The following is a 21,770-nucleotide window of genomic DNA, read 5'->3' as shown; positions in this document are numbered from 1 at the left end:
GCCGCGCTGGGCCAGGCCGCGCTGGTCAACCGGCTGGGCCACGGCATCGTCGGGGACATCCAGGTGCGGCTGTTCGGGTCGATGATCCGCGCCGACCTCGCCCGTCTGCGCAGCCAGCATTCCGGCGGCTTCGTCTCCTCGGTGCTGTTCGACGCCAACCTGGTCCGCGAAGCCTTCACCAACGGAGTGGTCAACTACACCCAGCACGCCCTGACGCTCGTGGCGGTGATCGCCTACATGGCCTGGACCGACTGGCGCCTGACCCTGATCGTGCTGCTGGGCGCGCCGCTGATCGCGCTGGTGCTGCGCCGCTTCGGCAAGCGGATGCGCAAGGCCACGACCGGAGCCATGGTCGAGACCTCCAACCTCTCCACCGCCCTGATGGAGAACCTCGACGGCGTCCGCCTGATCAAGATCGAGAACCGCGAGGCGGCGGAAGAAGCCCGCGTGGCCGAGGTCGTCTCGCGCCGCCAGCGCCATGTGATCAAGAGCGCCGACAGCCGCGCCTTCGCAGGGCCCTTCTCCAATCTCGTGGCCATGATCGTGGTCGCCGCGGTCATGGCCTACGCCGGATGGCGGGCGCGCGACGGCGGAATGACGGTCGGCGCCTTCGCGGCCTTCATCGGCCTGCTGATGGCGGCGGGTCAGTCGCTGCGGCAGGTCACCAATCTGCAGACCGTGATGGCCGAAGGCCTGACCGCGGCGCGGCGGCTGTTCGGCGCCCTCGACATCCAGCCGGAGATCCGCGAGGCCGCCGACCCCCAGCCGTTGCCGGCAGGGCCCGCGACCGTCGCCTTCGATCGCGTCAGCTTCGCCTACGGGCCAGCCCCGGCAGGCGGGGCGCCCACCCTGTCAGACGTGTCGCTGGTCGTGCGACCCGGAGAGACCGTCGCGCTGGTCGGCCCCTCGGGCGGCGGCAAGAGCACTCTGCTGAGCCTGTTGCCCCGCTTCTACGACGTCACGGCGGGCGCGGTGACGGTCAACGAGCAGGACATCCGCGCGCTGCGGCTGGAGGACCTGCGCGCCGGCATCGCCCTGGTGACGCAGGAGCCGTTCCTGTTCGACGACACGATCGCGGCCAACATCGCCTACGGCCGGCCCGGCGCGTCGCAGGCCGAGGTCGAGGAGGCGGCGGCGGCGGCGGCGGCGCATGAGTTCATCACCGCCCTGCCTGAAGGGTACCTGACCCGCGCCGGCGAGGCCGGCCTCCGCCTGTCCGGGGGCCAGCGCCAGCGGATCGCCATCGCCCGCGCCTTTCTGAAGGACGCGCCGATCCTGCTGTTGGACGAGGCCACCTCCGCCCTCGACACCGAGAGCGAGGCGCTGGTGCAGGCGGCGCTGGAGCGGCTGATGCAGGGCCGCGCCACGCTGATGATCGCCCATCGACTTTCCACCGTCCGCAACGCCGACCGCATCCACGTCATCGAAGGCGGACGGGTGGTGGAGACCGGGACGCACGCCGCGCTTGTGAATCAGGGCGGCCTCTATGCCCGCCTGGCGAAGCAGCAGTCGCTCGAGAGCGAGCCGGTGACGGTGGCCGCGGTCTCATGAGGCCGCTCCGGGATCCCGCGCTCCAGAGCGCCCTCGGCTGGATCATGGCCGGCTGGCTGCGCTTTTGTTACGCCACCATCCGCTGGACCCACGATAACCGACAGGTCGCCGAAGAGATCTGGGATCAGGGCGGCGGCGTTCTGACCGTCTTCTGGCACTCCCGCACCTCCCTGGCTCCGGCCGCGTGGCCCCTCGGCCGGGCCCAGCCGATCAAGGGGATGATCTCGCGCAGCGCCGACGGGGAACTGTTCGCCCGGGCGATGGCCCGGCTCGGCATACCCGCCGTGCGCGGCTCTTCCGCCAACAAGGACAAGGGCGAGACCGACAAGGGCGGGACGCAGGCGCTGCGGGACGGCCTGCGTCAGCTCAAGGTGGGCGGCCTCGCCATCACCCCGGACGGCCCCCGCGGCCCGGTGCACAGCATGGCCGAGGGCCTTGTTGTGTTGGCCAGGCTGTCGAAGGCGCCGGTCCTGTTCGTTGGTCTGTCCTGCAACCCGGCCATCCGCCTGAACAACTGGGACCGCACCGTCATCCCCCTGCCCTTCGGCAGGGGCGCCGTGGTGTGGGAACGGGGCGACTTCCCGCAGGGCGCCGAGGTCGCGGACGTCTCCGCCGACTGGCGTGAGCGCATCACCGCCGTCGAGGCGGCCGCGGACGCCCTGACCGGCCTGAAGCGGGTGTGAACGTGAGCCCCGCCCTGATCCTGTACCGTCTGCTGACGCGGATGCTGGAGCCGCTTGCGCCCCGGCTGCTGGACGCCCGCGCCCGCCAGGGCAAGGAAGACCCGGTCCGAGTCGACGAGCGTCTCGGCATGGCCTCGGTCCGCCGGCCGGAAGGCGACCTCGTGTGGCTGCACGGCGTCAGCGTCGGCGAGACCCTGTCGCTGTTGCCGGTGGTGGAGCGGTTCAGGCAGGCCCGCCCGGACCTGACCGTGCTGGTGACGTCGGGAACGCTGACCTCGGCCACGCTGATGGCGAAGCGTCTTCCGCCCGGCGTGATCCACCAGTTCGCGCCGGTCGATGCGCCCGGCGCCGTTTCGGCCTTCCTCGACCACTGGCGACCTTCGCTGGCCGTGTTCGTCGAAAGCGAGCTGTGGCCGAACCTGATCCTCGAGGCACGGCGGCGCGAGGTGGGACTGGTGCTGGCCAGCGCCCGGATCACGGAGAAGACGGTCGAGGGCTGGGGCCGCTTCCCCGGGGCGGCGCGTGAAGTGCTGGCGGCGTTCGACCGGATTCTGCCGCAGGACGAGACCTCGGCGGCGCGGCTGGAGAGCCTCGGCGCGCGGATCGACGGGCATGTGAACCTGAAACTGTCGGGCGCCGCGCCGCCCCATGACGCGGCGGCCTTCACCCGTCTGAGCGCCGCCATCGGCGACCGCCCGGTGGTGGTGGCGGCCAGCACGCACGACGGCGAGGAGATCGCCCTGGTGCGGGCGCTGGACCGGCTGGCCGACCGGCTGTGCCTGATCCTTGTGCCGCGCCACCCCGAGCGGCGCGCCGCAATCGCCGCCGCCCTGACCCGCGACGGCTACCGCTTCGCCCTTCGGTCGGAGGGGCAGGAGCCGGACGGCGAGACAGACCTCTACATCGCCGACACGCTGGGCGAGATGGGCCTGTTTCTGCGTCTGGCCGACGTCGTGGTGATGGGCGGGTCCTTCTCCGCCGCGCTGGAGAAACCCCCGGTCGGGGGGCACAATCCGCTGGAGCCGGCGCGGCTGGGCAAACCGGCGGTGACGGGACCTGACATGAGCAACTGGGCGGCGGTCACGGCGGCCCTGGTGGCGTCAGGCGGTCTGCTCGTGGTGGAGGCGCCCGCGGACCTGCCCGCGGTTCTCGCACCTCTGTTGGCTGACGATGCGGAGGCCAAGCGAATGGGCGACCGCGCGCGCAGGGCTGCGGCGGAGGCGGGCTCGGGTCTCGACCGGCTGTGGGACGCTCTCGAACCCCTCCTGCCCGAGCGGTCGGGCCGATGAAGCTGAACACCCCCCGCTGGTGGTACGCGCGAGACCCGCGCCCCGCATCCGTACTCAGATTCCTGCTGAAGCCGGCCTCATGGATATGGGCGGTCGGGACGGCGCGCCGGATCGCGCGCACCACCCCCGTCGATGCGGGCGCCCCGGTGATCTCGGTCGGAAATCTGACCGTCGGCGGCTCCGGCAAGACGCCGGTGGCCCGCGAGGTCCTGCGCCTGCTCCGCTCCGCGGGTGTAGACGGTCACGCCCTGTCGCGCGGTTATGGCGGCCGGCTGGAGGGCCCGCTGCGGGTTGAGCCGGGCGCGCATACGGCCCAGGACGTCGGCGACGAACCGTTGATGCTGGCGCTGGACGGGCCGGCGTGGATCGCGCGCGACCGGGTCGCCGGAGCCCGCGCCGCCGCGACGGCAGGAGCCGGGGCCATCGTGCTCGATGACGGCCACCAGAACCCCTCCTTGAAGAAGGCGCTCAGCCTCATCGTCGTCGACGGCGAGACTCGTGACGGGGAATGGCCGTTCGGCGACGGCTCGGTCTTTCCGTCCGGCCCGATGCGCGAACCGCTGAAGGCCGGGCTGGCCCGCACTGACGCCGTGGTGGTCCTGATGCCGGCAGACGCCGGAGAACCTGACGCCGAACTGATCGAGTCCTTCGCCTCCCTGCCCGTCTTCGTGGCGAGACTTCTGCCCGCCGCCGCGCCACCGCCGGGACCGCTGGTCGGCTTCGCCGGCATCGCCAAGCCGTGGAAGGTGGAGCGCGCCCTCAAGGCGGCCGGCGCGGAGCTGGCCGATTTCGCTCCCTTCCCCGATCACGCTGCGTTCCGCGAGGAGGACCTGCGGTTCCTCGCCGAGCGGGCGCAGTCGTTCGGTGGACGGCTGATCACCACCGAGAAGGACTGGTCACGGCTGCCCGGGCACTGGCGGGCGCGCGTGGTCTCGTGGCCGGTCAAGGCGACGTTCAACGACGAGGCGGAGTTCACCGCCCTCCTGACGAGCCGGGTTCACTCGGCGCGGTAGACCACCCCGTCCCGCATCACGAACCGCACGCGCTCCAGCTCGGTCACGTCGCTCAACGGGTCGCCGGACACCGCGATCAGGTCCGCGGGCCTGCCGGGAGCGATCCGGCCCGCTTCCGCTTCGATCTTCAGGTGCGTGGCGGCGTTGACGGTCGCCGACTGGATCGCCTCCAGCGGCGTCAGCCCCGCGCGGACCAGCAGGGCGAATTCGCCGGCGTTGTCGCCGTGCGCCGACACGCCGCTGTCGGTGCCGAAGGCGATCCGCACTCCGCCGTCGTGGGCCCGGCCCGCCATCGCCAGCATCAGCGGACCGGCCTGCAGGGCCTTGGCGGTCTGGGCCGGAGTGAAGAAGTTGTCGGGTCCTGCGGCGACGCGGGCGACGTAATCTCCCGCCATCAGCGTCGGCACCAGATAGACGCCCTGTCGCTGCATCAGCCGGATCGACTCGGCGTCCAGATAGGTGCCGTGCTCGATCGAGTCGCCGCCGGCGCGCAGGAAGCTGTTAATGCCGTCGGCGCCGTGGGCGTGGGCCGTGACCTGACGGCCCATCCGGTGGCCGGCGGCGATGATGGCGGCCAGTTCGTCGTCGCTGAACTGCTGGCCCAGCCCGGCGGCCGTGTTCGACAGCACGCCTCCCGTGGCGGTGATCTTGATGATGTCGGCCCCGGCCCGGACCTGGGTCCTGACAGCACGCATGCAGTCGTCCACGCCCGAACAGACGCTCTCGGACGAGAGCAAGTGCATGACGTCCTCGCGATAGCCGTTGATGTCCCCATGGCCGCCGTGGACCGAGACGGAAGAGCCGGAGGCGATCACCCGCGGCCCCGGCACATCGCCGCGCCGGATCGCGTCGCGCAGGGCGAACACCGCTTCGTTGGTTCCGCCAAGGTCTGCCACCGTCGTGAACCCAGCCATAAGCGTCCGGCGGGCGTACCGCGCCCCGATCATGGCCTGTTCGGCGTTCGACTGCGTCACCTCCTCCAGCCGGCCGTTCGGGTTCTGCTCGCCGGTCAGATGCACGTGGCTGTCGATCAGGCCCGGGAGCACGAAGGAGTCGCGCAGATCGACGATCCGGCCCTCCCCGACGAAGCCGTCGCGCACCTCGACGATCCGGTTCCCTTCGATCACGAGAGTTTTATCCCGCTCGACTCGGCCCGCCGCAGGGTCGGCCAAAAGCCGCCCCACTTGGACGAACGTTGTTTGGGTCTGAGGCGGCGCGGGAGGGGTGGCGGGGCTTTGCGCGGTGGCGCCGGTAGCAAAGAATATGGCGGCGGCGGCGATGTACGGCGTGATCGGCTTCACGAAACCCTCCTGAGACTCGGCCTCCACCTTAGACCCCCGGAGGCTTTCGCCAAGGCTCAGGTTGTAGCGGGGGTCACAAGCTGAAACATTCCGTCACTTCAGAAACGTGCGAGGGGCGTCGCATGCGGCTAGCGAGACGTGGATTCATACTGGGCGGCGCTGCGCTTATGTCGGGCTGCGCGACGGCCGCGACCCAGGCGCCGGTCAGCGTCGCGCCGCTGGCGTCGATCAAGGTCGAACCTCTGAGGCCCCTGCGGGCGCCGGAGGTCATCACCGCCGAGCTGAACTCGACCCGCCGGCTGGATCCCCGTGGTCAGATCCGCAAGGAGCTGCTGGAGCGCGCCACCGCCGCGCTCGACATCCACGGCCACCGGATCACCCGACGCGACCGGATGTATCTCGTCGACTTCCAGAAATTCTCCGGCGACGAGCGCCTCTACGAGGTCGATCTCGAGGGCGGCGTCGTCACCCTGATGCGCACCAGCCACGGCCGCGGCTCGGACCCGGCGCACACCGGCTTCGCCACCGCCTTCGGCAACACGCCGGACAGCCATATGTCCTCGGTCGGCGCCTTCGCCACCGCCGGCGCAAGCTTCGGCGCGCAGCAAGGGCCAAATGTGTTGCTGGACGGGCTGGAGTACAGCAACGACCGCGCCCGCGAGCGCGCCATCATCATCCACGGCGCCGACTATGCAGACCCGTCCTTTCTGGCCCGCGAAGGCAAGCTGGGGCGGTCTTACGGCTGCTTCTCGGTGGCGCATGCGGATCTGCCGGCGCTGCGCGAGCGGATGGGCGAAGGCCGGCTCCTGTTCGCTTGGGCCTGACCGGGCTTAGCGGTGAAGCTCGCCGTCGCGGCCGATGACGCGACCGACCGCCCTGTTCGCTTCATCCAGCCGCGTCGGCGACACGACCGGAACCGGGCAGCCCCCGATCTGACGATCGACGAGGTAATGCATCTGGACCTCGGCCGGCGCCGCATCGCGCCTCAGGCGCCCGGCCCGATCACTGACGAGTCGTTCGCCCGGCTGCAGCGAAAGGCTGTGCGCATCCGCCACCCGCTGCAGGCGGCGCTCGCAACTGAGGGTTCCGACTGTGGTGTCGGGCCTGATTTGCACGATCTGGCCGGAAACGGGGAAAACGGCCGCTGCGACGGCGACTCCTACCGGCGCCCAGACTGAAGACCTCGCCATCCGCTCACCTCCTGCTGCCATCCGATCTTGCCACAGAACGCAAGACGGCGGCAGTGGCGCCGACCAAACGGGACGGCCGGGCTATTCCCGCTCCAGCGCCCGCCAGCCGATGTCGGTCCGGTGGAAACCGCCGGGCCAGTCGATCTTCTTGACCACCGCATAGGCGCGCTCGCGCGCCTCGGCGATGTCCTTGCCCCGAGCGCAGACGTTCAGCACCCGTCCGCCCGCGGCGGCCAGTTGCCGGTCGGCGCGGCGGCGCGTGCCGGCGTGGAAGACCTGCACGTGCGGGCCGAAGTCCTGCTCGGCGCCGCGAATGATTGATCCCTCCAGCGGGCTGTCGGGATAGCCGGAAGCCGCGAGGACCACGCAGATCACGGTCTCATCGCGGAAGGCCGGCACCGGCGCCCGCGTCAGGTCGCCCCGGGCGCAGGCCAGCAGCAGGGGCACGATGTCGCCGTCCAGCCGCATCATCAGCACCTGGCACTCGGGGTCGCCGAAGCGGGCGTTGAACTCCACCACCTTGGGGCCGTCCTCGGTCGCCATCAGACCCGCGTAGAGCACGCCGCGATACGGGATTCCCTCCGAGGCCATCGCCGCCACCACCGGCTGAACGACGGTGCGGTCGGCGGCTTCGACCAGTTCCGGGGTGAACACGGGCGCCGGCGAATAGCTGCCCATGCCGCCCGTATTAGGGCCCAGATCGCCGTCGTAGGCGCGCTTGTGGTCTTGCGCCCCGCCCAGCAGCACCGCCCGCTGCCCGTCGCAGACGGCGAACAGCGAGCCCTCCTCGCCGGCCATGAACTCCTCGATGACGATGCGCGCGCCGGCGGGACCGAATCGACCACTCAGCATCCGCTCGATCTCGGCCTCGGCCTCGCGCTTGGTCGGGCTGATCGCCACCCCCTTGCCCGCCGCCAGGCCATCGGCCTTGATGACGTAAGGGGGCTTGAACACCGTCAGCGCCTGCCGCGCCTCGTGCAGCCGGGTGTAGACGCCATAGCCAGCCGTCGGGATCTCATGCCGCTCCATGAAGGCCTTGGAGAAGGCCTTGGAGGTTTCCAGCTGCGCCGCCTTGGCCGTTGGTCCGAAACAGGGGATGCCCGCGGCCGCCAACCGGTCCGCCAGACCCGCCTCCAGCGCCGTCTCAGGCCCGACCACGACCAGATCAGCCTTCATTTCGCGGGCCAGGGCGGTGAGCTTGTCGGCTTCGGTGACCTTGATGGGAGCCAGTTCGCCCAGCGTCTCCATGCCAGGGTTGCCGGGCGCGATGATCAGCCGCCGCACCAGCGGCGATTGCGCGATCTTCCACGCCAGCGCGTGCTCTCGCCCGCCCGATCCCACCAGCAGGATGTTCATGCGCGGGCAATGACCGGAGCGGCGGGGCCGGTCAAGTCGCGGATGGTCACCGCATGGCCGTCGCGGAGATTACATAGACGACCGCTCCCAGCATCAGGAGCAGGCCGATGATCAGCCACGGGCTCACGGCGGGGGCGGAACTGCGCCGCTCGAGGTCCCGCTCGGCGCGATTCTGCTCGGCCGGGTCTGCGCCCTTCGGACCTGTCATCCTCGGCGAACGGTCGGCGCTGATGGCCGTTCCCGCCGCCGTCCCCAACCGCTAGTCTGCGCCGATGAGCGACGACTCCTATGTGTTCGAGGGCCCAGCGGAGGCCGTGCCCCCCGTCCGCGACAACAACCCGCCGCAGAGCGTGTCGGAGCTCGCCTTCGCTCTGAAGCGGACGCTCGAGGACCGGTTCGGCCATGTCCGGCTGCGGGGTGAAATCTCCAAGGTGAACCGCCACGCCTCGGGCCACGTCTACCTGACGCTCAAGGACGACAAGGCCTGCATCGACGGCGTGGTCTGGAAGGGGCAGGCGCGCGGTCTGGGCGTGCAGCCGGAGACCGGCCTGGAGGTCATCGTCACCGGCAAGATCACCTCCTACCCGGCGCGGTCTTCCTATCAGATCGTCGTCGAGACCATGGAGGCGGCGGGGGCGGGCGCGCTGCTGGCCCAGCTGGAGCGGCTGAAGGTCAAGCTGAAGGGCGAGGGGCTGTTCGACCCTGCGCGCAAGCAGGCGATCCCGACCTTCCCGGCCGTAATCGGCGTGATCACCAGCCCCACCGGCGCGGTGATCCGGGACATCCTTCACCGCATCGCCGAACGCTGGCCGTGCCGGGTCGTGGTCTGGCCGGTGGTGGTGCAGGGCGAAGCCGCCTGCGGTCAGGTGGCGAACGCCATCCGCGGCTTCGACGCGCTGAAACCCGGCGGCTTGATCCCCCGCCCCGACCTGCTGATCGTGGCGCGGGGCGGCGGGTCGGTCGAGGACCTGTGGTGCTTCAACGACGAGGGGCTTGCGCGGGCGGTCGTGGCCGCCTCCATCCCGATCATCTCGGCCGTCGGGCACGAGACCGACACCACCCTGATCGACTTCGTCTCCGACCGTCGCGCGCCCACCCCGACCGGCGCGGCGGAGATCGCCACGCCCGTGCTGGCGGACCTCAAATACGCGGTCGCCGATCTGGATCGGCGGCTGGCCCGCGCCGGCGGACGCATCCTCGAAGACCGACGGACGCGGCTGAGAGCTGCGGCCCGGGGCTTGCCTGCCCGTCCCGAAGACCTTTTGGCCCTGCCCCAGCAGCGGCTCGACCACGCCGGCAGCCGTCTGGGCTCGGGGCTGACTCGCAATGTCGCGGTCCATGAGCGTGGCCTCATCCGCGTGGCTGGCCGGCTCAGCCCCGCTCTGCTGGGCCGCGCCATCGAGCGCCGCCGCGACCGGCTCGAGGCCGTGGCCGCGCGACTTGGAGTCGGCCTGACCGCCAACACCAAGGCCCACGAACACCGTCTTCTTCGGGCCCTCGCCCGACTGTCGCCCGAGCCGCTGCATCGCCGGCTGGATCAGCGCGCCGCCCGGCTCCAGACGGCGGGCGGCCGACTGACCGCGATGCCGCGCCGCCTTGACCGGGACGAGGCGCGTCTGGCCGCCCTGTCCCGCGCCCTGGCGGGGCTCAACCCGAAGACGCCCAAGCCGGGTTTCGCCCGCGTGGAGGCCGTAGACGGAACGATGATCGCCGCCGCCGCCGCCCTGTCGGAAGGCCAGCAGGTTCGCCTGGTGTTCGCCGACGGAGCCAGGGGCGCGCGGATAGACGGCGGCGAGGCGACGCCGGCCGCGCCCGTCCGACCGGCGGCCAGGCCCAAGGCTCCGCCGGCGGATCAGGGCAGCCTGTTCTGACGCTTGCCCGCCGGCGCCGCGGCGCGGTAGCCTGCGCCATGAGCTCATCGCCCGCCGACATCGCCACCCTCCACTACGGCGACGGAGAATTCGTCGTCCTGAAGCCGGGGCGCGCGGTGGTCTGCGCCGTCACCGGCAAGCCGGTGCCGCTCGAGACGTTGCGCTACTGGTCGGTGAGCCGACAGGAAGCATATGCCGGCCCCACCGAAGCTTTCCAACGCCTGGGCCAGATGCCGTGACCCTGCTGCGTCGCCAGTTGTTGATCGGCGGCGCGGCCCTGACGGGGGTTCTGATGCAGCGACCGGCGCGCGCACGGTCCAGCCCGCTGAACACCTCGGGCCGACGGGTTCAGGGCGGCCAGGTGATCGGCCAAACCTGGCCCCGCGCCGTGATCTTCGTTGACGGCGAGGCCCTGACCTCGGCGTCGGCGGACGGATGGTTCATCGTGGGCTTCGATCGCGACGCCCCCGCGAGCGTCCGCATCGAGGCGCGGGAGGGAACGCGGGCCGCCGAGGCTGTCCTGACGATCGCCCGGGGCGAGTTCGCCACCTCGCGAATAGACGGCCTGCCTCAATCGACCGTCACGCCGGACGATCCGGAGCTGTTGGCGCGGATTCAGCGTGAGGCGGCTCTGAAGGCGGCGGCTTACGCCAGCCGAGCCGACGGCGCACATTTCCGCGACGGCTTCGACTGGCCGCTGGACGACATCCGCGTCAGCAGCGCCTGGGGCGGTCAACGGGTGCTCAACGGAACGCCCGCGCGTCCACACTACGGCGTCGATCTGGCGGCGCCGGAGGGCACGGCGATCAGGGCGCCCGCCGCGGGTCTGGTGACGCTGGCGCAGCCGGCCATGCATTTCGAGGGTGGTCTGGTCCTGATCGACCACGGTCAGGGCCTGATCAGCGCCTATCTGCACCAGTCGCGGCTGGACGTGAGCGAAGGCCAGACCCTTCGACGCGGCGATCTGATCGGCGCGGTCGGCGCGACCGGCCGGGCCACCGGGCCTCACCTCTGCTGGCGGCTTCGGTGGCGGGACAGGAACCTCGATCCGTCTCTGCTGGTCGGGGCGAGCCGATCCTGACGGCCCCGTCCGCTCAACCTGCGCCGTATACCGGATAGACGGACGGCGAATGCGAGCCTAAAGCGGTCGCCGTCATCCGACTGGTCAGGCCCATGTCCTCGCTCGGCAGCCTCAAGCTCCTTCTGGTGGACGATAACGCGCATATGCGCGCCATCGCCACGGCCGTGCTGCAGTCCGCGGGGATCCGCTCCGTGCGCGAGGCCTCCGACGGCGGGGCGGCGCTACAGAGTCTGCGCGACTACCCGGCCGACCTGGTGATCATAGATTTCAACATGTTCCCGCTCGACGGGGTCGAGTTCACCCGGCTGGTGCGCAACAGCCCGGACAGCGTCAATCCGTACCTGCCGATCATCATGATGACGGGCCATTCGGAGAAAAGCCGGGTGTATGAGGCGCGCGACGCGGGCGTGACCGAATTCCTCGTCAAGCCGATCACCGCGAAGGCCGTGCTCGACCGGATTCAGGCGGTGATTTTCCACCCCCGGCCGTTCGTCAAGACCGACGGCTATTTCGGGCCGGACCGCCGCCGGACACAGTCCGGCAGCTACAATGGCCCGATGCGGCGCGTCAGCGATCAGTCGCGTTCGGGCCCCAGCGCCGCATAGACCTTGTCCGGCCAGCGTTTGTGGACCCAGAACCAGTCCACCGGGCTCTCGCGCACCCGTTCCTCGATGAAGGTCGTGATCGCCTGCACCCCGCGCGCGATGTCGGCCGATCGGTCGCCCGTCCTCTGCAGCTCGATGGGATCGTAAACCGTCAGCCGGAACCGCACCCCCGGCAGCCGGACCACCGACATGGGCTGCAGGACCGTGCCGAACCGCAGGGCCAGCCGGCTGGGGCCGGGGGCGGCGTTGACGGGCTGACCGAAGAACAGGACCTCCGGCCCCTCAGAGAACTTCTGGTCGTTCATCAGGGCGACCGACTCCCCGCGCGCCATTCCCGCCAGCAGCTCACGAGCGCCGTCTCCGCCCTTGGGCGCGAACAGTTTGACGCCGTAGCGCGCCCTCGCGGCGATGATCTGGGCGTCGACATAGGGATTGTTGGCGGCGCGATAGGTGATCTGGCACGGCACGCCGGAGCCGGTGATGGTCGCGGCCAACGTCTCGATATTGGCGAAATGCCCGCCGGCGAAGACCACCGGGCGGCCGCTGTCGCGAATGGCGTGCAGGCGCTCCAGCCCGACCACCTCGATGCGGCCCTGTTTCACCAGCCGGTCCATGACGGCGGTCTCGGCGAAGGCGCGTCCGGTCTGGTCCCACTGCGCCAGCGCCAGCGCCTCGCGCTCGGCCCGCGGCATCTCCGGAAAGGCGATGCGCAGGTTGCGCATGACGGTCCGCTGCGTCCCCGTCCGGGGGCCGATGGTCCGCAGCAGCCAGCCGCCCAGCGCCGAGGCTCGCTCGACCCCCAGCAGACGCATGAAGCCGATGAAGCCCGCGAAGGCGACGGCCTCCAGCCGCCAGATCAGGTCCTGGCGGAAACGTGCCCGGCCTTGGTCCTCACCAGGCAATGGTGATCCCGCCGTCCACCACCAGCGTCTGGCCGGTCATGTAGGCCGAGGCGGGCGCCGCCAGATAGACCGCCGCTCCCGCGATCTCGTCCGGCTGGCCGATGCGCTTCAGCGGCGCCGGATCGGTGACCTGTTTCAGCAGATCCGGGTTCTCCCACAGGTATTTGGCGAAGTCGGTCTGCACCAGACCCGGGGCGATGCAGTTGACCCGCACGTTCGACGGGCCCCACTCGACCGCGAGGTTGCGGGCCAGCTGCATGTCGGCGGCCTTGGAGATGTTGTAGGCGCCGATCAGCGCGTTGCCCCGCAGGCCGCCGATCGACGAAACGATGATCACCGCCCCGTCCTTCCGCTCCAGCATCTGCGGCCCGACCATCTGGATCAGCCAGTGGTTGGAGATGACGTTGTTCTGGAGGATTTTGCCGAACTGCTCGTCGTTGATCCCCGCCATCGGACCGGCATAGGGATTGGTGGCGGCGTTGCAGACGAGGATGTCGATCCGGCCGAAGGCGGCGTTGGTCTCGTCCACCAGCCGCTGCAGGTCTTCCTTGGAGGCGATGTTGGCCGGGATGGCGATCGCCCTTCCCGCGCCATGGCGGGCATTGATGGCTTGGGCGACCTCGTCGCAGGGGCCCGCCTTGCGCGACGAGATCACGACCCGCGCCCCGTGTTCGGCCATGCGTTCGGCGATGGCCTTGCCGATCCCCCGCGACGAGCCCGTGATCACCGCGACCTTGCCGGTCAGATCGAACAATTCCATCGTTAACCTCGAAAGACTGGGGGAATCCGCGCAACGCCGCTAGGCGATCCGTCCTGATACCCCGATACTCGGGCGATTCCATCCGGGAAGACGGATCCACCGTTGCCGATGCGCGCACTCACCCAGGCCTTCCTCTTCTTCGGCTACCTGTTCATGGCCCTGACCGTCGGCGCCTTCGTGTGGCGGGCGGGACTGGGCGCTGGAGCCGGCGCGGCCGGCGCGATCGGCACGCTGGGCCTGCTGGCGGCGATCCACACCTACCTGATCGGGCGCGCCGACAAGGCCGCGCTGCGCAAGGAAATCGATCAGGTCCGCGAGGCCCACCGGCTGCTCGCCGACGCCATGGAATCGACCCAGGGGGCCCTGACCGAACTGGCGCAGGCGATCGAGTCCGGCGCCGTCGTCTCTAACGAGGCCCTGACCGGCGAAGTGCGGATGCTGGAGAGCCTGATCGCCCAGATGAGCGAGTCGCTCGACCAGCGCATGGCCCAGCCGGCCCCCGTCAGCGCCTTCGAGGCTCGGCATCGCGACCAGTCGAATATCCTGCTTCAGACCATTCACGAGGCCTTGGCCGAAAATCGGGTCGACCTCTACCTGCAGCCCGTGGTGTCCCTGCCCCAGCGGCGGACCATCTTCTACGAGAGCTTCACCCGCCTGCGCGCCGCCGACGACCGGGTGATGATGCCGGCCGAGTATCTGTCCATAGCGGAGGGCGAGGGTCTGGTCCCGGCGATCGACAACCTGCTGCTGTTCCGCTGCGCCCAGATCGTTCGGCGGCTGGCGCGTCAGGACCGCAAGGTCGGGGTGTTCTGCAACGTGGCCCTGTCCTCGCTGGGCGACGAGACCTTCTTCCCGCAGTTCCTCGACTTCCTGTCCGAGAACCGCGACCTGAACCAGGCCCTGATCTTCGAACTGGGCCAAGCGACCTTCGACGCGCGCGGCGCGGCCGAGGCGCGGAACATGGCCAAGCTGGCCGACCTCGGTTTCCGCTTCTCAATCGACAAGGTGCAGACGCTGGACCTCGACTTCGCCGACCTGCAGCGCTCGGACGTCAAGTTCATGAAGGTGGCGGCCGACCTGCTGATCGAACAGCTGCTGGACGCCGACGGGGCGTCGGCCCTGCCGTCGCTGCGCGACATCTCCGCCGCCGACTTCGCCGGCCTGACGCGCCGCTACGGCATCGAGCTGATCGCCGAGAAATGCGAGAGCGAGCGCCAGATCGTCGACATCCTCGAACTCGACATCGGCATGGGCCAGGGACACCTGTTCGGCGAGCCCCGCGCCATCAAGGAAGCGGTGCTGGCGGAGACGGATCCGCCGGCCGACTTCATCCGGTCGACCCTGCGCAGCGCCGACCACCGCCGGCGGTTCGGCTAGAGCCGAGGGTGGCCAGTGGCTAGTGGCTAGTGGTTAGTGGCTGCCGCGCCACCGTCGGCGCCCGACGAGCACCGGTCGTGAACCGGCGCCAATCACCAATCACTCGCCACTAACCACTAGCCACTAGCCACCCAACGAGACAGCACGGCCTCAATAGTAGCCGTAGTCCCCGCGCCGCGGCACGCGCGAGTAGCCGTAGCGGCCGTCGCGGTTGTAGCCGCTGAAGCCATAGCCGCACGGATCATCCCGCTCGGAGAGCTGGTTGCCCAGAAGGCCGCCCGCCAGGGCGCCGATGGCCGCGCCGCGTTCCCGATCCCGCTCTCCAGCGACCGCCGCGCCGACAGCGGCTCCGAGGGCCGCGCCCGTCGCCGTGGCGTATTGGCGGTTCATCGCGTAGTCGCGCTCGCAGCGGGACGCATAGTTGTCAGTGGTCGCGCAGCCGCTGATGGTCAGGCCGCAGGCGGCGATCCCGGCGAGTGTGAGCATGGTTCGCATCAGTCTCTCCCTCTAGCCCCGCTTGGAAACCCCGGACCAGCCGAGACGGTTCCGACGAGCGCTCCCGCCTTCACCCCCTCGCCCTAAACCGCTATGCCCGCCCGATGACGCTGCCCTCCCCCCTGAACGGCCTTCGCGAGCTCGCCGCAGACTACGATCTTCTGCTCTGCGACGTCTGGGGCGTGATCCACAACGGGCGCGAGAGCTGGGCCGAGGCCTGCGACGCGCTGAGCCGGTTCAATCGCGACCACGGCCGCGTGGTCCTGATCTCGAACGCCCCGCGCCCGGCCGCCGCCGTGGTCGCGCAGCTGGAAGAGCTCAGGGTTCCGCGCGACAGCTGGGGCGCCTTCGTGACATCCGGAGACGCGACCCGCGTCGAACTGGCGAAGCGCGCCCCCGGCCCCGGCTGGATCATCGGTCCCGAGCGGGACTGGCCGCTGTACGAAGGACTGGGTCTCGAGATCGCGGGCGGAGCGGCCGACGCGGCCTTCATCTCCGTCACCGGCCTGTTCGACGATACCGTCGAAACGCCCGAGGATTACCGTGAGCGGCTTGCCGCCGGAGCGGCCCGGAATCTGGAAATGATCTGCGCCAACCCCGACCGCGTGGTGCAGCGGGGCGACCAGCTGATCTGGTGCGGCGGCTCGCTGGCCGACCTTTACGAGAGCCTGGGCGGGCGCGTGACCATGGTCGGCAAGCCGTTTGATCCGATCTACGATCTGGCCCTGAAAGAGGGCGAACGGCTGCTGGGACTCCCGGTCGAGCGCAGCCGGGTGCTGTGCATCGGCGACGGCGTCATCACCGACGTCCTGGGCGCCAACCGTCAGGGTCTGGACTGCCTGTTCATCGCGCAGGGCATCCACGGCGACGCGGGTCGCGGCGCGAACGGCCGGCTTGACCCCGCCCGCGCCGCCGCCCTGCTGAAGGCTGAAGGAACTTACGCCCGCTACGCCATGCTCGATCTGACGTGGTGAGGCCGCGCAATTCGCGCTAAGCCGCGCCGTATGGTCGAACTCGTCACAGCACATCCCTCCGGCGGCTACATCCTGGAGGAGCTCCACGTCGGCATGACCGCCGAGAAGATCATCCATGTGACCGAAGCGCGAATCCGACAGTTCGCCGACGCTTCGGACGACTTCAATCCGGTACATATGGACGAGGCGTTCGCGGCGAAGACCGCTTATCGGGGTCGAATCGCCCACGGTCTGCTGTCGGCTTCCTTCGGCTCGGCCGTCGTGGGCACGATCCTGCCGGGCGCCGGCGCGATCTATCTGTCGCAGACCCTCGGCTTCCACCTGCCGGTGCGGATCGGCGACGACGTGGTCGTGCGCATCAGCGTCGCCTCGGTGGATCAGGACAGCGCCCGGGTCGAGCTGAACTGCGAGGGCTTCGTCGAGGGCAAGATGGTCATGGACGGCGTCGCCCTGGTCCGCGTGCCCCGCCGGCGGCGTCCCGCGAAAGACTGACTTGGTCGAGATCGTCACTGACTGGCGCGGGCTGCCTGAGGGGCTGAAGGGCGCGGCTGTGGCCATCGGCGCCTTCGACGGTGTTCATCGGGGACATCGGGCCGTGATCGAGCGCGCGCGCGCGGCGGCCGAGCGGCTCGAAGCGCCGCTGGGCGTGGTCTCCTTCGATCCGCATCCGCGACGCTGGTTCCAGCCGTCGGCCGCGCCTTTCCGGCTGATGACCCCGACGCAGATGGCCCGGGCGCTGGCCCCCTTGGGTGTGGAGCGGCTGTATCTGCTGCCGTTCGACGCCGAGATGGCGGCCATGTCCGACGAGGCGTTCGCACGGCAAGTGCTGGCCGGCGGGCTGGGCATCCAGCACGCAGCCGTCGGCTTCGACTTCACCTACGGCAAGGACCGCACCGGTTCGCCGGAGGGTCTGCGTCGGCATGGCGAGGCTCTCGGCTTCAGCGTGGACGTGACCAGCCGCATCGACGACGCCGACGGTCTGAAGCTGTCTTCGTCAGCGGTCCGGGAGGCGCTGAAGGCCGGCGACATGGCGCGGACCGCCGCCATCCTCGGCCGGCCCTTCGCCATCGAGGGCGAGGTGGTGCACGGCGACAAGCGGGGGCGGACCATCGGCGTCCCCACCGCCAACGTCCGCATGGGCGACTACATGCGCCCGGCCTACGGCGTCTACGCCACGCGCAGCCGCCTCCCGGACGGCCGGGTCGTCGACGGCGTCGCCAACCTCGGCCTGCGGCCCATGTATGCGCTGGACGAGCCGCTGCTTGAGGTGTGGCTGTTCGACTTCGACGGCGATATTTACGGCCAGACCATTGAGACCGAGCTGGTCGCCTTCCTGCGCGGCGAGATGGCGTTCGACGGATTGGACGCCCTGAGGATCCAGATCGACGCCGACGCGGCCGCCGCGCGAGCGGCGCTCACACGTCCGCAACCCATACTCTCCTAGCCCCCCGTGCTCAGGTGTCCGCTTCGGACCCGTTGCGGGCCTCGGCCCAGAGCCGCCGTCGCGCTACGAGCGCGGGGTCGGATAGACGCGATGAGGTTCCTGCCTCGGAGCGGGCTGCACGGGGTCGGAATGAGCAGCGCCGTCCGGAAGACCGGCCTTGGCCATCCATTTGTGATTGCGCGTCCCATACATGCCGCCAAGCACCGCCGCGACGGCGCCGATCAGCATGGTGAGGAAGCCCCAGAGAGCCAGTTGCGCGGTGGTGTCGGCCGTCTCCTCGGCGACACGCTCAGGCGCGGTCTGTTGGATCGGCTGTCCCTCGATCACCTGGCTGCGCGCTCCGGTGACGGGGTCCACCCTTATGGTCGGATCCGTCGGGTCGGCCGCTTCACCGCCGGCGACGGCCGCCGCGCCGCCGGCGGCGCTCGCGCTCGCGATCACCAAAGCCAGCAGGAACGCCAGCGCCCAGACGCCGAGCCCGTGCAGTGCGCCTTTATGGTGGTCGGGATATTTGGCGGCGCGGCTGGCCACGGCGGCGCCGATGAAGAGCGCGAGAGAGTTGGCAAGCGCCATCCACATGCCGGCCGCAGCCGTGAACTCAGAGGTGTCCCCGCCATTGAAGTCGTATGGGTTGAAGGCGGCGGCGCCCAAGGCGATGCCGAGAAGGTTGAGCATGGCTCCGACCGCTGCCGCCACGACCGCGCCGATGAGAATGGCGGGCCAGGAAATGAGGGTATGTGTCGGATGCCGGTGCGCTTCGAAAATGTCGCTCATGGGGGGTCCTCTCCTGCTGTCGGCCCTTGTTGCTGCTGACAAAGCGTAACGGCGAGCACCTGTTCCAGAAGCGCTGGAGCAAACCGTCCGGCGTCGGGTCGGTTTGAACTCGAGCCAGAGCGGCCAAGGTCTTCACAACCTGCTGAAAGGTGGAACCCGGCTGGGGTCAACCGGTTCGGGCGGCACACCGTGAGGGAAACCATGAACAACACCGATACTGCCCCGCCGCAGGGCGGAGCCGCGCATTCCGCCACCCATGCCGAAGAGATCCGCAGCGCGATGAGCGACACCTCCGACGCTGCGAAATCCGCAATGTCCAACGCAAAGGCCAAGCTCGGCGCCCAAGGCGGCGAGAAGGTCGACGCCGCGACCACCTCCGCCGGAGAGTCCCTGCGAGCCGTCGCCGAGCAACTCCGCCAGGCCGGCGACAACCTGGGAGAGGATCAAGGCTGGGCCAGGCAGGCCTTCAGCCAGGGCGCCCAGGGCATCGAGCGGGTGTCCGCCTATCTCCGCGACGGTCGGATGGATACGTTCGCCGGCGATCTGCAGAGCTTCGCCCGCCAAAACCCGGCCGCCTTCCTCGCGGGCGGCGTCGCGCTCGGCTTCCTCGCGGCGCGGGTCGCCAAGACCGCGGCCGAACATGCGGCACAACCCGCCGCGTCGTCCCCGCCCGAGCCGCAGCCTGTCGCCGCCGACCCGTTCGGGGAGCCCCGGTCCTTCGCGCCACTGGATGATGGTGCGAGCGGCTACGCGGGAGGGGATCTGTGATGGCCGCTCAAGACAAACCTATCGGATCCCTGTTGCAGGATGCGGCGGGCGACATCGGATCGATCGTCCGCAACGAGGCGCGTCTCGCCCAGGCCGAGATCAAGGAGAACCTGCATCGGGCGATGACAGGCGCGATCTCCGCGCTGCTCGGCGCCGTGGTCCTCATCCCGGCGCTGACCCTGCTGCTCTTTTCGCTGGCCTATGCGCTCGACGATTATGACGTCGTGCCGCGCTGGGCCGCCGCTCTCATCGCCGCCGCCGTGGGCGCGGTGATCGGCGCCATTCTGCTGGCGCGCGCGAAGGCCGCGCTCAAGCCGGCCGCCCTGGCGCCGAGCCGAACGGCGGACAACCTTAAACAAGACGCCCAACTGGTGAAGGAGCAGGTTCGATGAGCGAAGCCGATCGACTGGAGCGGGACCTCGAACAGAACCGCGAACATCTGCGGGAGACCCTTGGGGCCATCGAGCAGAAGATGTCTCCGGGCCGCCTGCTCGACGAAGCCATGGCCTACTTCAACACCGGCCCGAAAGCCTTCGCGTCCGATCTGACGACCCAAATCCGCGACAACCCCATGCCGGCGCTGCTGACGGGGGTCGGTCTCGCTTGGCTGATGATGAGCGATCGCAAGGCCTCGGCTGCCCCAACCGGCAGTTCGGATGCTCCGCTTCAGACGGATGGGTTCGGCTTTTCGGTCGCTCCCGCGGACTATGACGACTGGAGCGAACATGATCGTCTGCAGCAAGCCGAGTGGTCGTGCATCCGTCTGGATGACGAAAGCGCCGAAGCTCACGCTCGACGGCTCGATCAGGCTCGGGCCGCCGCCCTCGGCATCGCCTATGATCCGCAGGAAGATCAGGCGGGCTTCTCAACCCGTGTCAGAGGCGCCGCCGAAACCGTGAAACAGAAGGGCGCTTCCGCACGCGAAAAGCTGAAGCAGGCCGCCGCATCAGCCAAACACGGCGCCGGTTCAGCCGCGAGCAGCGGAGCCCACGGACTGCAATCCGCCGCGAGTTCGGCCAAGAGCGGGGCCCATGCGGCGGTATCTTCGGGACTCCAGTTCCACGAGAGCAATCCCGTCGCCACCGGCGCGATCGGGGTGGCTCTCGGCGCCCTGTTGGGCGCTGCGCTGCCCCTGTCGCGCAAGGAGGAAGCCGCGCTGAGCGCCGTTGCGGACAAAGGCATGGCTGTGGGAGCTGAGATAAGCCGCAAGGGCTCCGACGCCGTTTTGGAGCGGATGAACCAGACCGGCGGCGATGGTGGGGCCGCCGAGCCTTCAGCCTCTCCAGACGCGTCGAGGTTCTGACCGCCGCCCATCCGAGCCCAAGCCCGCGGTCGGCTCCGTAAGCCGGCCGCGGCGCCCGGGTTTCGACCTCAGGGCCGCCGGCGCTTGCGGCCAAGTCCCTGATTTTGCGGCGGCGACGAACGTCAACAGCCGCTGCACCGACAGGCGCGGATTGGCTCATGGTTGAGGGGCCGGACGGACCTCAATCCGCCCTCGCGGAATGTCCACGGTCGCCAAGGTCAAGAAGCCGACCGGACGGAGCAGCGCGCATGGCCGCTCTTCTTCCGCTGCGAGCGCCCGACTGGCGATCCCGGCTGGCGCCCTGCCATCGGCCTCTGCTAGACCACCTCCACCATGACCGTCCGCGTGTTTCGCCCGATCTCGATTAGCCGCCCGGCGTAGCGCCGCAGGGCTTCGCCCCGCGCTCGCCGGGTATCTCGAGACTCCACGCGAACGATCAACACGACGAGACCGACTTCATGGCTGACGCCAGCGCTACGCCTGCAGCACGCGACTACCGCGAGACCGTCTTCCTGCCGGAGACGCCCTTCCCGATGCGCGGCGGCCTTCCGCAGAAGGAGCCGGCGATCATCGAGGCGTGGGGCGACCTGTACGGCGACCTGCGTCGGCAGCGTCAGGCCCAGGGCGCGCCGCTCTATGTGCTGCACGACGGCCCGCCCTACGCCAACGGCGACATCCATATCGGGCACGCGCTGAACAAGACGCTGAAGGACTTCGTGGTCCGCAGCCGCTTCCTGCTGGGCAACGACGTCGATTACGTCCCCGGCTGGGACTGCCACGGCCTGCCGATCGAGTGGAAGATCGAGGAGCAGTATCGGGCCAAGGGTCGGCGCAAGGACGAGGTGTCCAAGGCCGAGTTCCGTGAGGCCTGCCGTGAGTACGCGGCCGGCTGGATCGAGGTGCAGAAGGCCCAGTTCAAGCGGCTGGGCATCCTTGGCGACTGGGATAATCGCTACGCCACGATGGACTTCCCGACCGAGGCGGCGATCGTCGCCGAGTTCCACAAGTTCAAGAACAGCGGCCAGCTGTACCG

General features: G+C 69.8%; 25 protein-coding genes. 18 read left to right on the top strand and 7 right to left on the bottom strand.

Annotation, left to right across the window (positions count from 1 at the left end; genetic code table 11):
* From VGB60_RS10625 to lpxK, 4 genes are all read left to right on the top strand, one after another.
* The coding region (locus VGB60_RS10625) for an ABC transporter ATP-binding protein (RefSeq protein ID WP_331038234.1) at positions 1–1,551 on the top strand (1,551 nt) is incomplete at its 5' end.
* Positions 1,548–2,234 carry a lysophospholipid acyltransferase family protein gene (locus tag VGB60_RS10620; RefSeq protein WP_331038233.1) on the top strand — a complete coding sequence of 229 codons (687 nt, stop codon included), beginning with the start codon at positions 1,548–1,550 and terminating at the stop codon, positions 2,232–2,234. The genes VGB60_RS10625 and VGB60_RS10620, both read left to right, overlap by 4 nt.
* Entirely contained in the window at positions 2,231–3,523 is a 1,293-nt protein-coding gene (locus VGB60_RS10615; protein ID WP_331038232.1) for a 3-deoxy-D-manno-octulosonic acid transferase, read from the top strand. Before VGB60_RS10620 ends, VGB60_RS10615 begins: the two co-directional genes overlap by 4 nt.
* Positions 3,520–4,536: a tetraacyldisaccharide 4'-kinase gene (gene lpxK, locus VGB60_RS10610; RefSeq protein ID WP_331038231.1), complete on the top strand. Its 1,017-nt coding sequence runs from the start codon at positions 3,520–3,522 to the stop codon at positions 4,534–4,536. Before VGB60_RS10615 ends, lpxK begins: the two co-directional genes overlap by 4 nt.
* Here the strand turns inward: lpxK and VGB60_RS10605 are convergent.
* Positions 4,521–5,828 (bottom strand): metal-dependent hydrolase family protein, encoded by a 1,308-nt coding sequence (locus VGB60_RS10605; RefSeq protein WP_414644515.1) that lies wholly within the window; start codon positions 5,826–5,828, stop codon positions 4,521–4,523. The two genes, lpxK and VGB60_RS10605, sit on opposite strands and share 16 nt — an antisense overlap.
* Before the next feature lie 176 nt (positions 5,829–6,004).
* Here VGB60_RS10605 and VGB60_RS10600 point away from each other — a divergent pair, with 176 nt between their 5' ends.
* The gene (locus tag VGB60_RS10600; protein WP_331038230.1) at positions 6,005–6,661 is read left to right on the top strand and encodes a murein L,D-transpeptidase catalytic domain-containing protein; all 657 of its coding nucleotides are present in this window, start codon (positions 6,005–6,007) and stop codon (positions 6,659–6,661) included.
* 12 nt (positions 6,662–6,673) lie between these two features.
* Complete coding sequence (locus VGB60_RS10595; RefSeq protein ID WP_331038229.1) at positions 6,674–7,015, top strand: hypothetical protein; 342 nt, start codon at positions 6,674–6,676, stop codon at positions 7,013–7,015.
* Between the two features lie 93 nt (positions 7,016–7,108).
* Here VGB60_RS10595 and purD read toward each other — a convergent pair whose 3' ends face one another.
* Positions 7,109–8,383, bottom strand: a complete 1,275-nt coding sequence (gene purD, locus VGB60_RS10590; RefSeq protein ID WP_331038228.1) for a phosphoribosylamine--glycine ligase — start codon at positions 8,381–8,383, stop codon at positions 7,109–7,111.
* A gap of 46 nt (positions 8,384–8,429) precedes the next feature.
* Positions 8,430–8,591 carry a hypothetical protein gene (locus VGB60_RS10585; RefSeq protein WP_331038227.1) on the bottom strand — a complete coding sequence of 54 codons (162 nt, stop codon included), beginning with the start codon at positions 8,589–8,591 and terminating at the stop codon, positions 8,430–8,432.
* Positions 8,592–8,655: 64 nt separating this feature from the next.
* On the opposite strand from VGB60_RS10585, the gene xseA reads away from it, so the two are divergent.
* From xseA to VGB60_RS10565, 4 genes are all read left to right on the top strand, one after another.
* Complete coding sequence (xseA, locus tag VGB60_RS10580) at positions 8,656–10,254, top strand: exodeoxyribonuclease VII large subunit (protein ID WP_331038226.1); 1,599 nt, start codon at positions 8,656–8,658, stop codon at positions 10,252–10,254.
* Positions 10,255–10,292: 38 nt separating this feature from the next.
* The gene (locus VGB60_RS10575; protein ID WP_331038225.1) at positions 10,293–10,493 is read left to right on the top strand and encodes a DUF2093 domain-containing protein; all 201 of its coding nucleotides are present in this window, start codon (positions 10,293–10,295) and stop codon (positions 10,491–10,493) included.
* 53 nt (positions 10,494–10,546) lie between these two features.
* Positions 10,547–11,335, top strand: a complete 789-nt coding sequence (locus tag VGB60_RS10570) for a M23 family metallopeptidase (RefSeq protein ID WP_414644514.1) — start codon at positions 10,547–10,549, stop codon at positions 11,333–11,335.
* A gap of 92 nt (positions 11,336–11,427) precedes the next feature.
* Entirely contained in the window at positions 11,428–11,940 is a 513-nt protein-coding gene (locus VGB60_RS10565) for a response regulator (RefSeq protein WP_331038223.1), read from the top strand.
* Here VGB60_RS10565 and VGB60_RS10560 read toward each other — a convergent pair.
* On the bottom strand, positions 11,910–12,842 hold the full coding sequence (locus VGB60_RS10560) for a lipid A biosynthesis acyltransferase (protein ID WP_331038222.1): 933 nt from the start codon (positions 12,840–12,842) through the stop codon (positions 11,910–11,912). The two genes, VGB60_RS10565 and VGB60_RS10560, sit on opposite strands and share 31 nt — an antisense overlap.
* The gene (locus VGB60_RS10555; RefSeq protein WP_331038221.1) at positions 12,832–13,602 is read right to left on the bottom strand and encodes an SDR family oxidoreductase; all 771 of its coding nucleotides are present in this window, start codon (positions 13,600–13,602) and stop codon (positions 12,832–12,834) included. The genes VGB60_RS10560 and VGB60_RS10555 overlap by 11 nt, the downstream gene beginning before the upstream one ends.
* 108 nt (positions 13,603–13,710) lie before the next feature.
* Between VGB60_RS10555 and VGB60_RS10550 the strand changes: the two genes are divergently transcribed.
* The gene (locus VGB60_RS10550; protein ID WP_331038220.1) at positions 13,711–14,979 is read left to right on the top strand and encodes an EAL domain-containing protein; all 1,269 of its coding nucleotides are present in this window, start codon (positions 13,711–13,713) and stop codon (positions 14,977–14,979) included.
* A 150-nt stretch (positions 14,980–15,129) separates the two neighbouring features.
* Here the strand turns inward: VGB60_RS10550 and VGB60_RS10545 are convergent, their stop codons facing one another.
* The gene (locus tag VGB60_RS10545) at positions 15,130–15,465 is read right to left on the bottom strand and encodes a YMGG-like glycine zipper-containing protein (RefSeq protein ID WP_331038219.1); all 336 of its coding nucleotides are present in this window, start codon (positions 15,463–15,465) and stop codon (positions 15,130–15,132) included.
* Between the two features lie 113 nt (positions 15,466–15,578).
* On the opposite strand from VGB60_RS10545, the gene VGB60_RS10540 reads away from it, so the two are divergent.
* Genes VGB60_RS10540 through VGB60_RS10530 form a run of 3 tightly spaced genes read left to right on the top strand, consistent with a single transcriptional unit; the run spans position 15,579 to position 17,892 of the window.
* Positions 15,579–16,448, top strand: coding sequence for a TIGR01459 family HAD-type hydrolase (locus VGB60_RS10540; RefSeq protein WP_331038218.1), 870 nt, complete (start codon positions 15,579–15,581; stop codon positions 16,446–16,448).
* Between the two features lie 30 nt (positions 16,449–16,478).
* Positions 16,479–16,940 carry a MaoC family dehydratase gene (locus tag VGB60_RS10535; RefSeq protein WP_331038217.1) on the top strand — a complete coding sequence of 154 codons (462 nt, stop codon included), beginning with the start codon at positions 16,479–16,481 and terminating at the stop codon, positions 16,938–16,940.
* Between the two features lies 1 nt (position 16,941).
* The gene (locus tag VGB60_RS10530; RefSeq protein ID WP_331038216.1) at positions 16,942–17,892 is read left to right on the top strand and encodes a bifunctional riboflavin kinase/FAD synthetase; all 951 of its coding nucleotides are present in this window, start codon (positions 16,942–16,944) and stop codon (positions 17,890–17,892) included.
* Positions 17,893–17,955: 63 nt separating this feature from the next.
* Here the strand turns inward: VGB60_RS10530 and VGB60_RS10525 are convergent, their stop codons facing one another.
* Positions 17,956–18,666, bottom strand: a complete 711-nt coding sequence (locus VGB60_RS10525) for a hypothetical protein (RefSeq protein WP_331038215.1) — start codon at positions 18,664–18,666, stop codon at positions 17,956–17,958.
* A gap of 201 nt (positions 18,667–18,867) precedes the next feature.
* Between VGB60_RS10525 and VGB60_RS10520 the strand changes: the two genes are divergently transcribed.
* The 4 genes from VGB60_RS10520 to VGB60_RS10505 all read left to right on the top strand — a co-directional run.
* Positions 18,868–19,434: a hypothetical protein gene (locus VGB60_RS10520; protein WP_331038214.1), complete on the top strand. Its 567-nt coding sequence runs from the start codon at positions 18,868–18,870 to the stop codon at positions 19,432–19,434.
* Complete coding sequence (locus VGB60_RS10515) at positions 19,434–19,826, top strand: phage holin family protein (protein WP_331038213.1); 393 nt, start codon at positions 19,434–19,436, stop codon at positions 19,824–19,826. The genes VGB60_RS10520 and VGB60_RS10515 overlap by 1 nt, the downstream gene beginning before the upstream one ends.
* Positions 19,823–20,737, top strand: a complete 915-nt coding sequence (locus VGB60_RS10510; RefSeq protein ID WP_331038212.1) for a DUF3618 domain-containing protein — start codon at positions 19,823–19,825, stop codon at positions 20,735–20,737. Before VGB60_RS10515 ends, VGB60_RS10510 begins: the two co-directional genes overlap by 4 nt.
* 458 nt (positions 20,738–21,195) lie before the next feature.
* A partial coding sequence (locus VGB60_RS10505; RefSeq protein WP_331038211.1) for a class I tRNA ligase family protein occupies positions 21,196–21,770 on the top strand: 575 nt, incomplete at its 3' end.

Source organism: Brevundimonas sp., assembly GCF_036399195.1.
In the GTDB taxonomy this organism is placed as follows: domain Bacteria; phylum Pseudomonadota; class Alphaproteobacteria; order Caulobacterales; family Caulobacteraceae; genus Brevundimonas.
The sequence above is the reverse complement of the archived record's forward strand: the minus strand, read 5'-3'. Positions and strand labels throughout refer to the sequence as shown.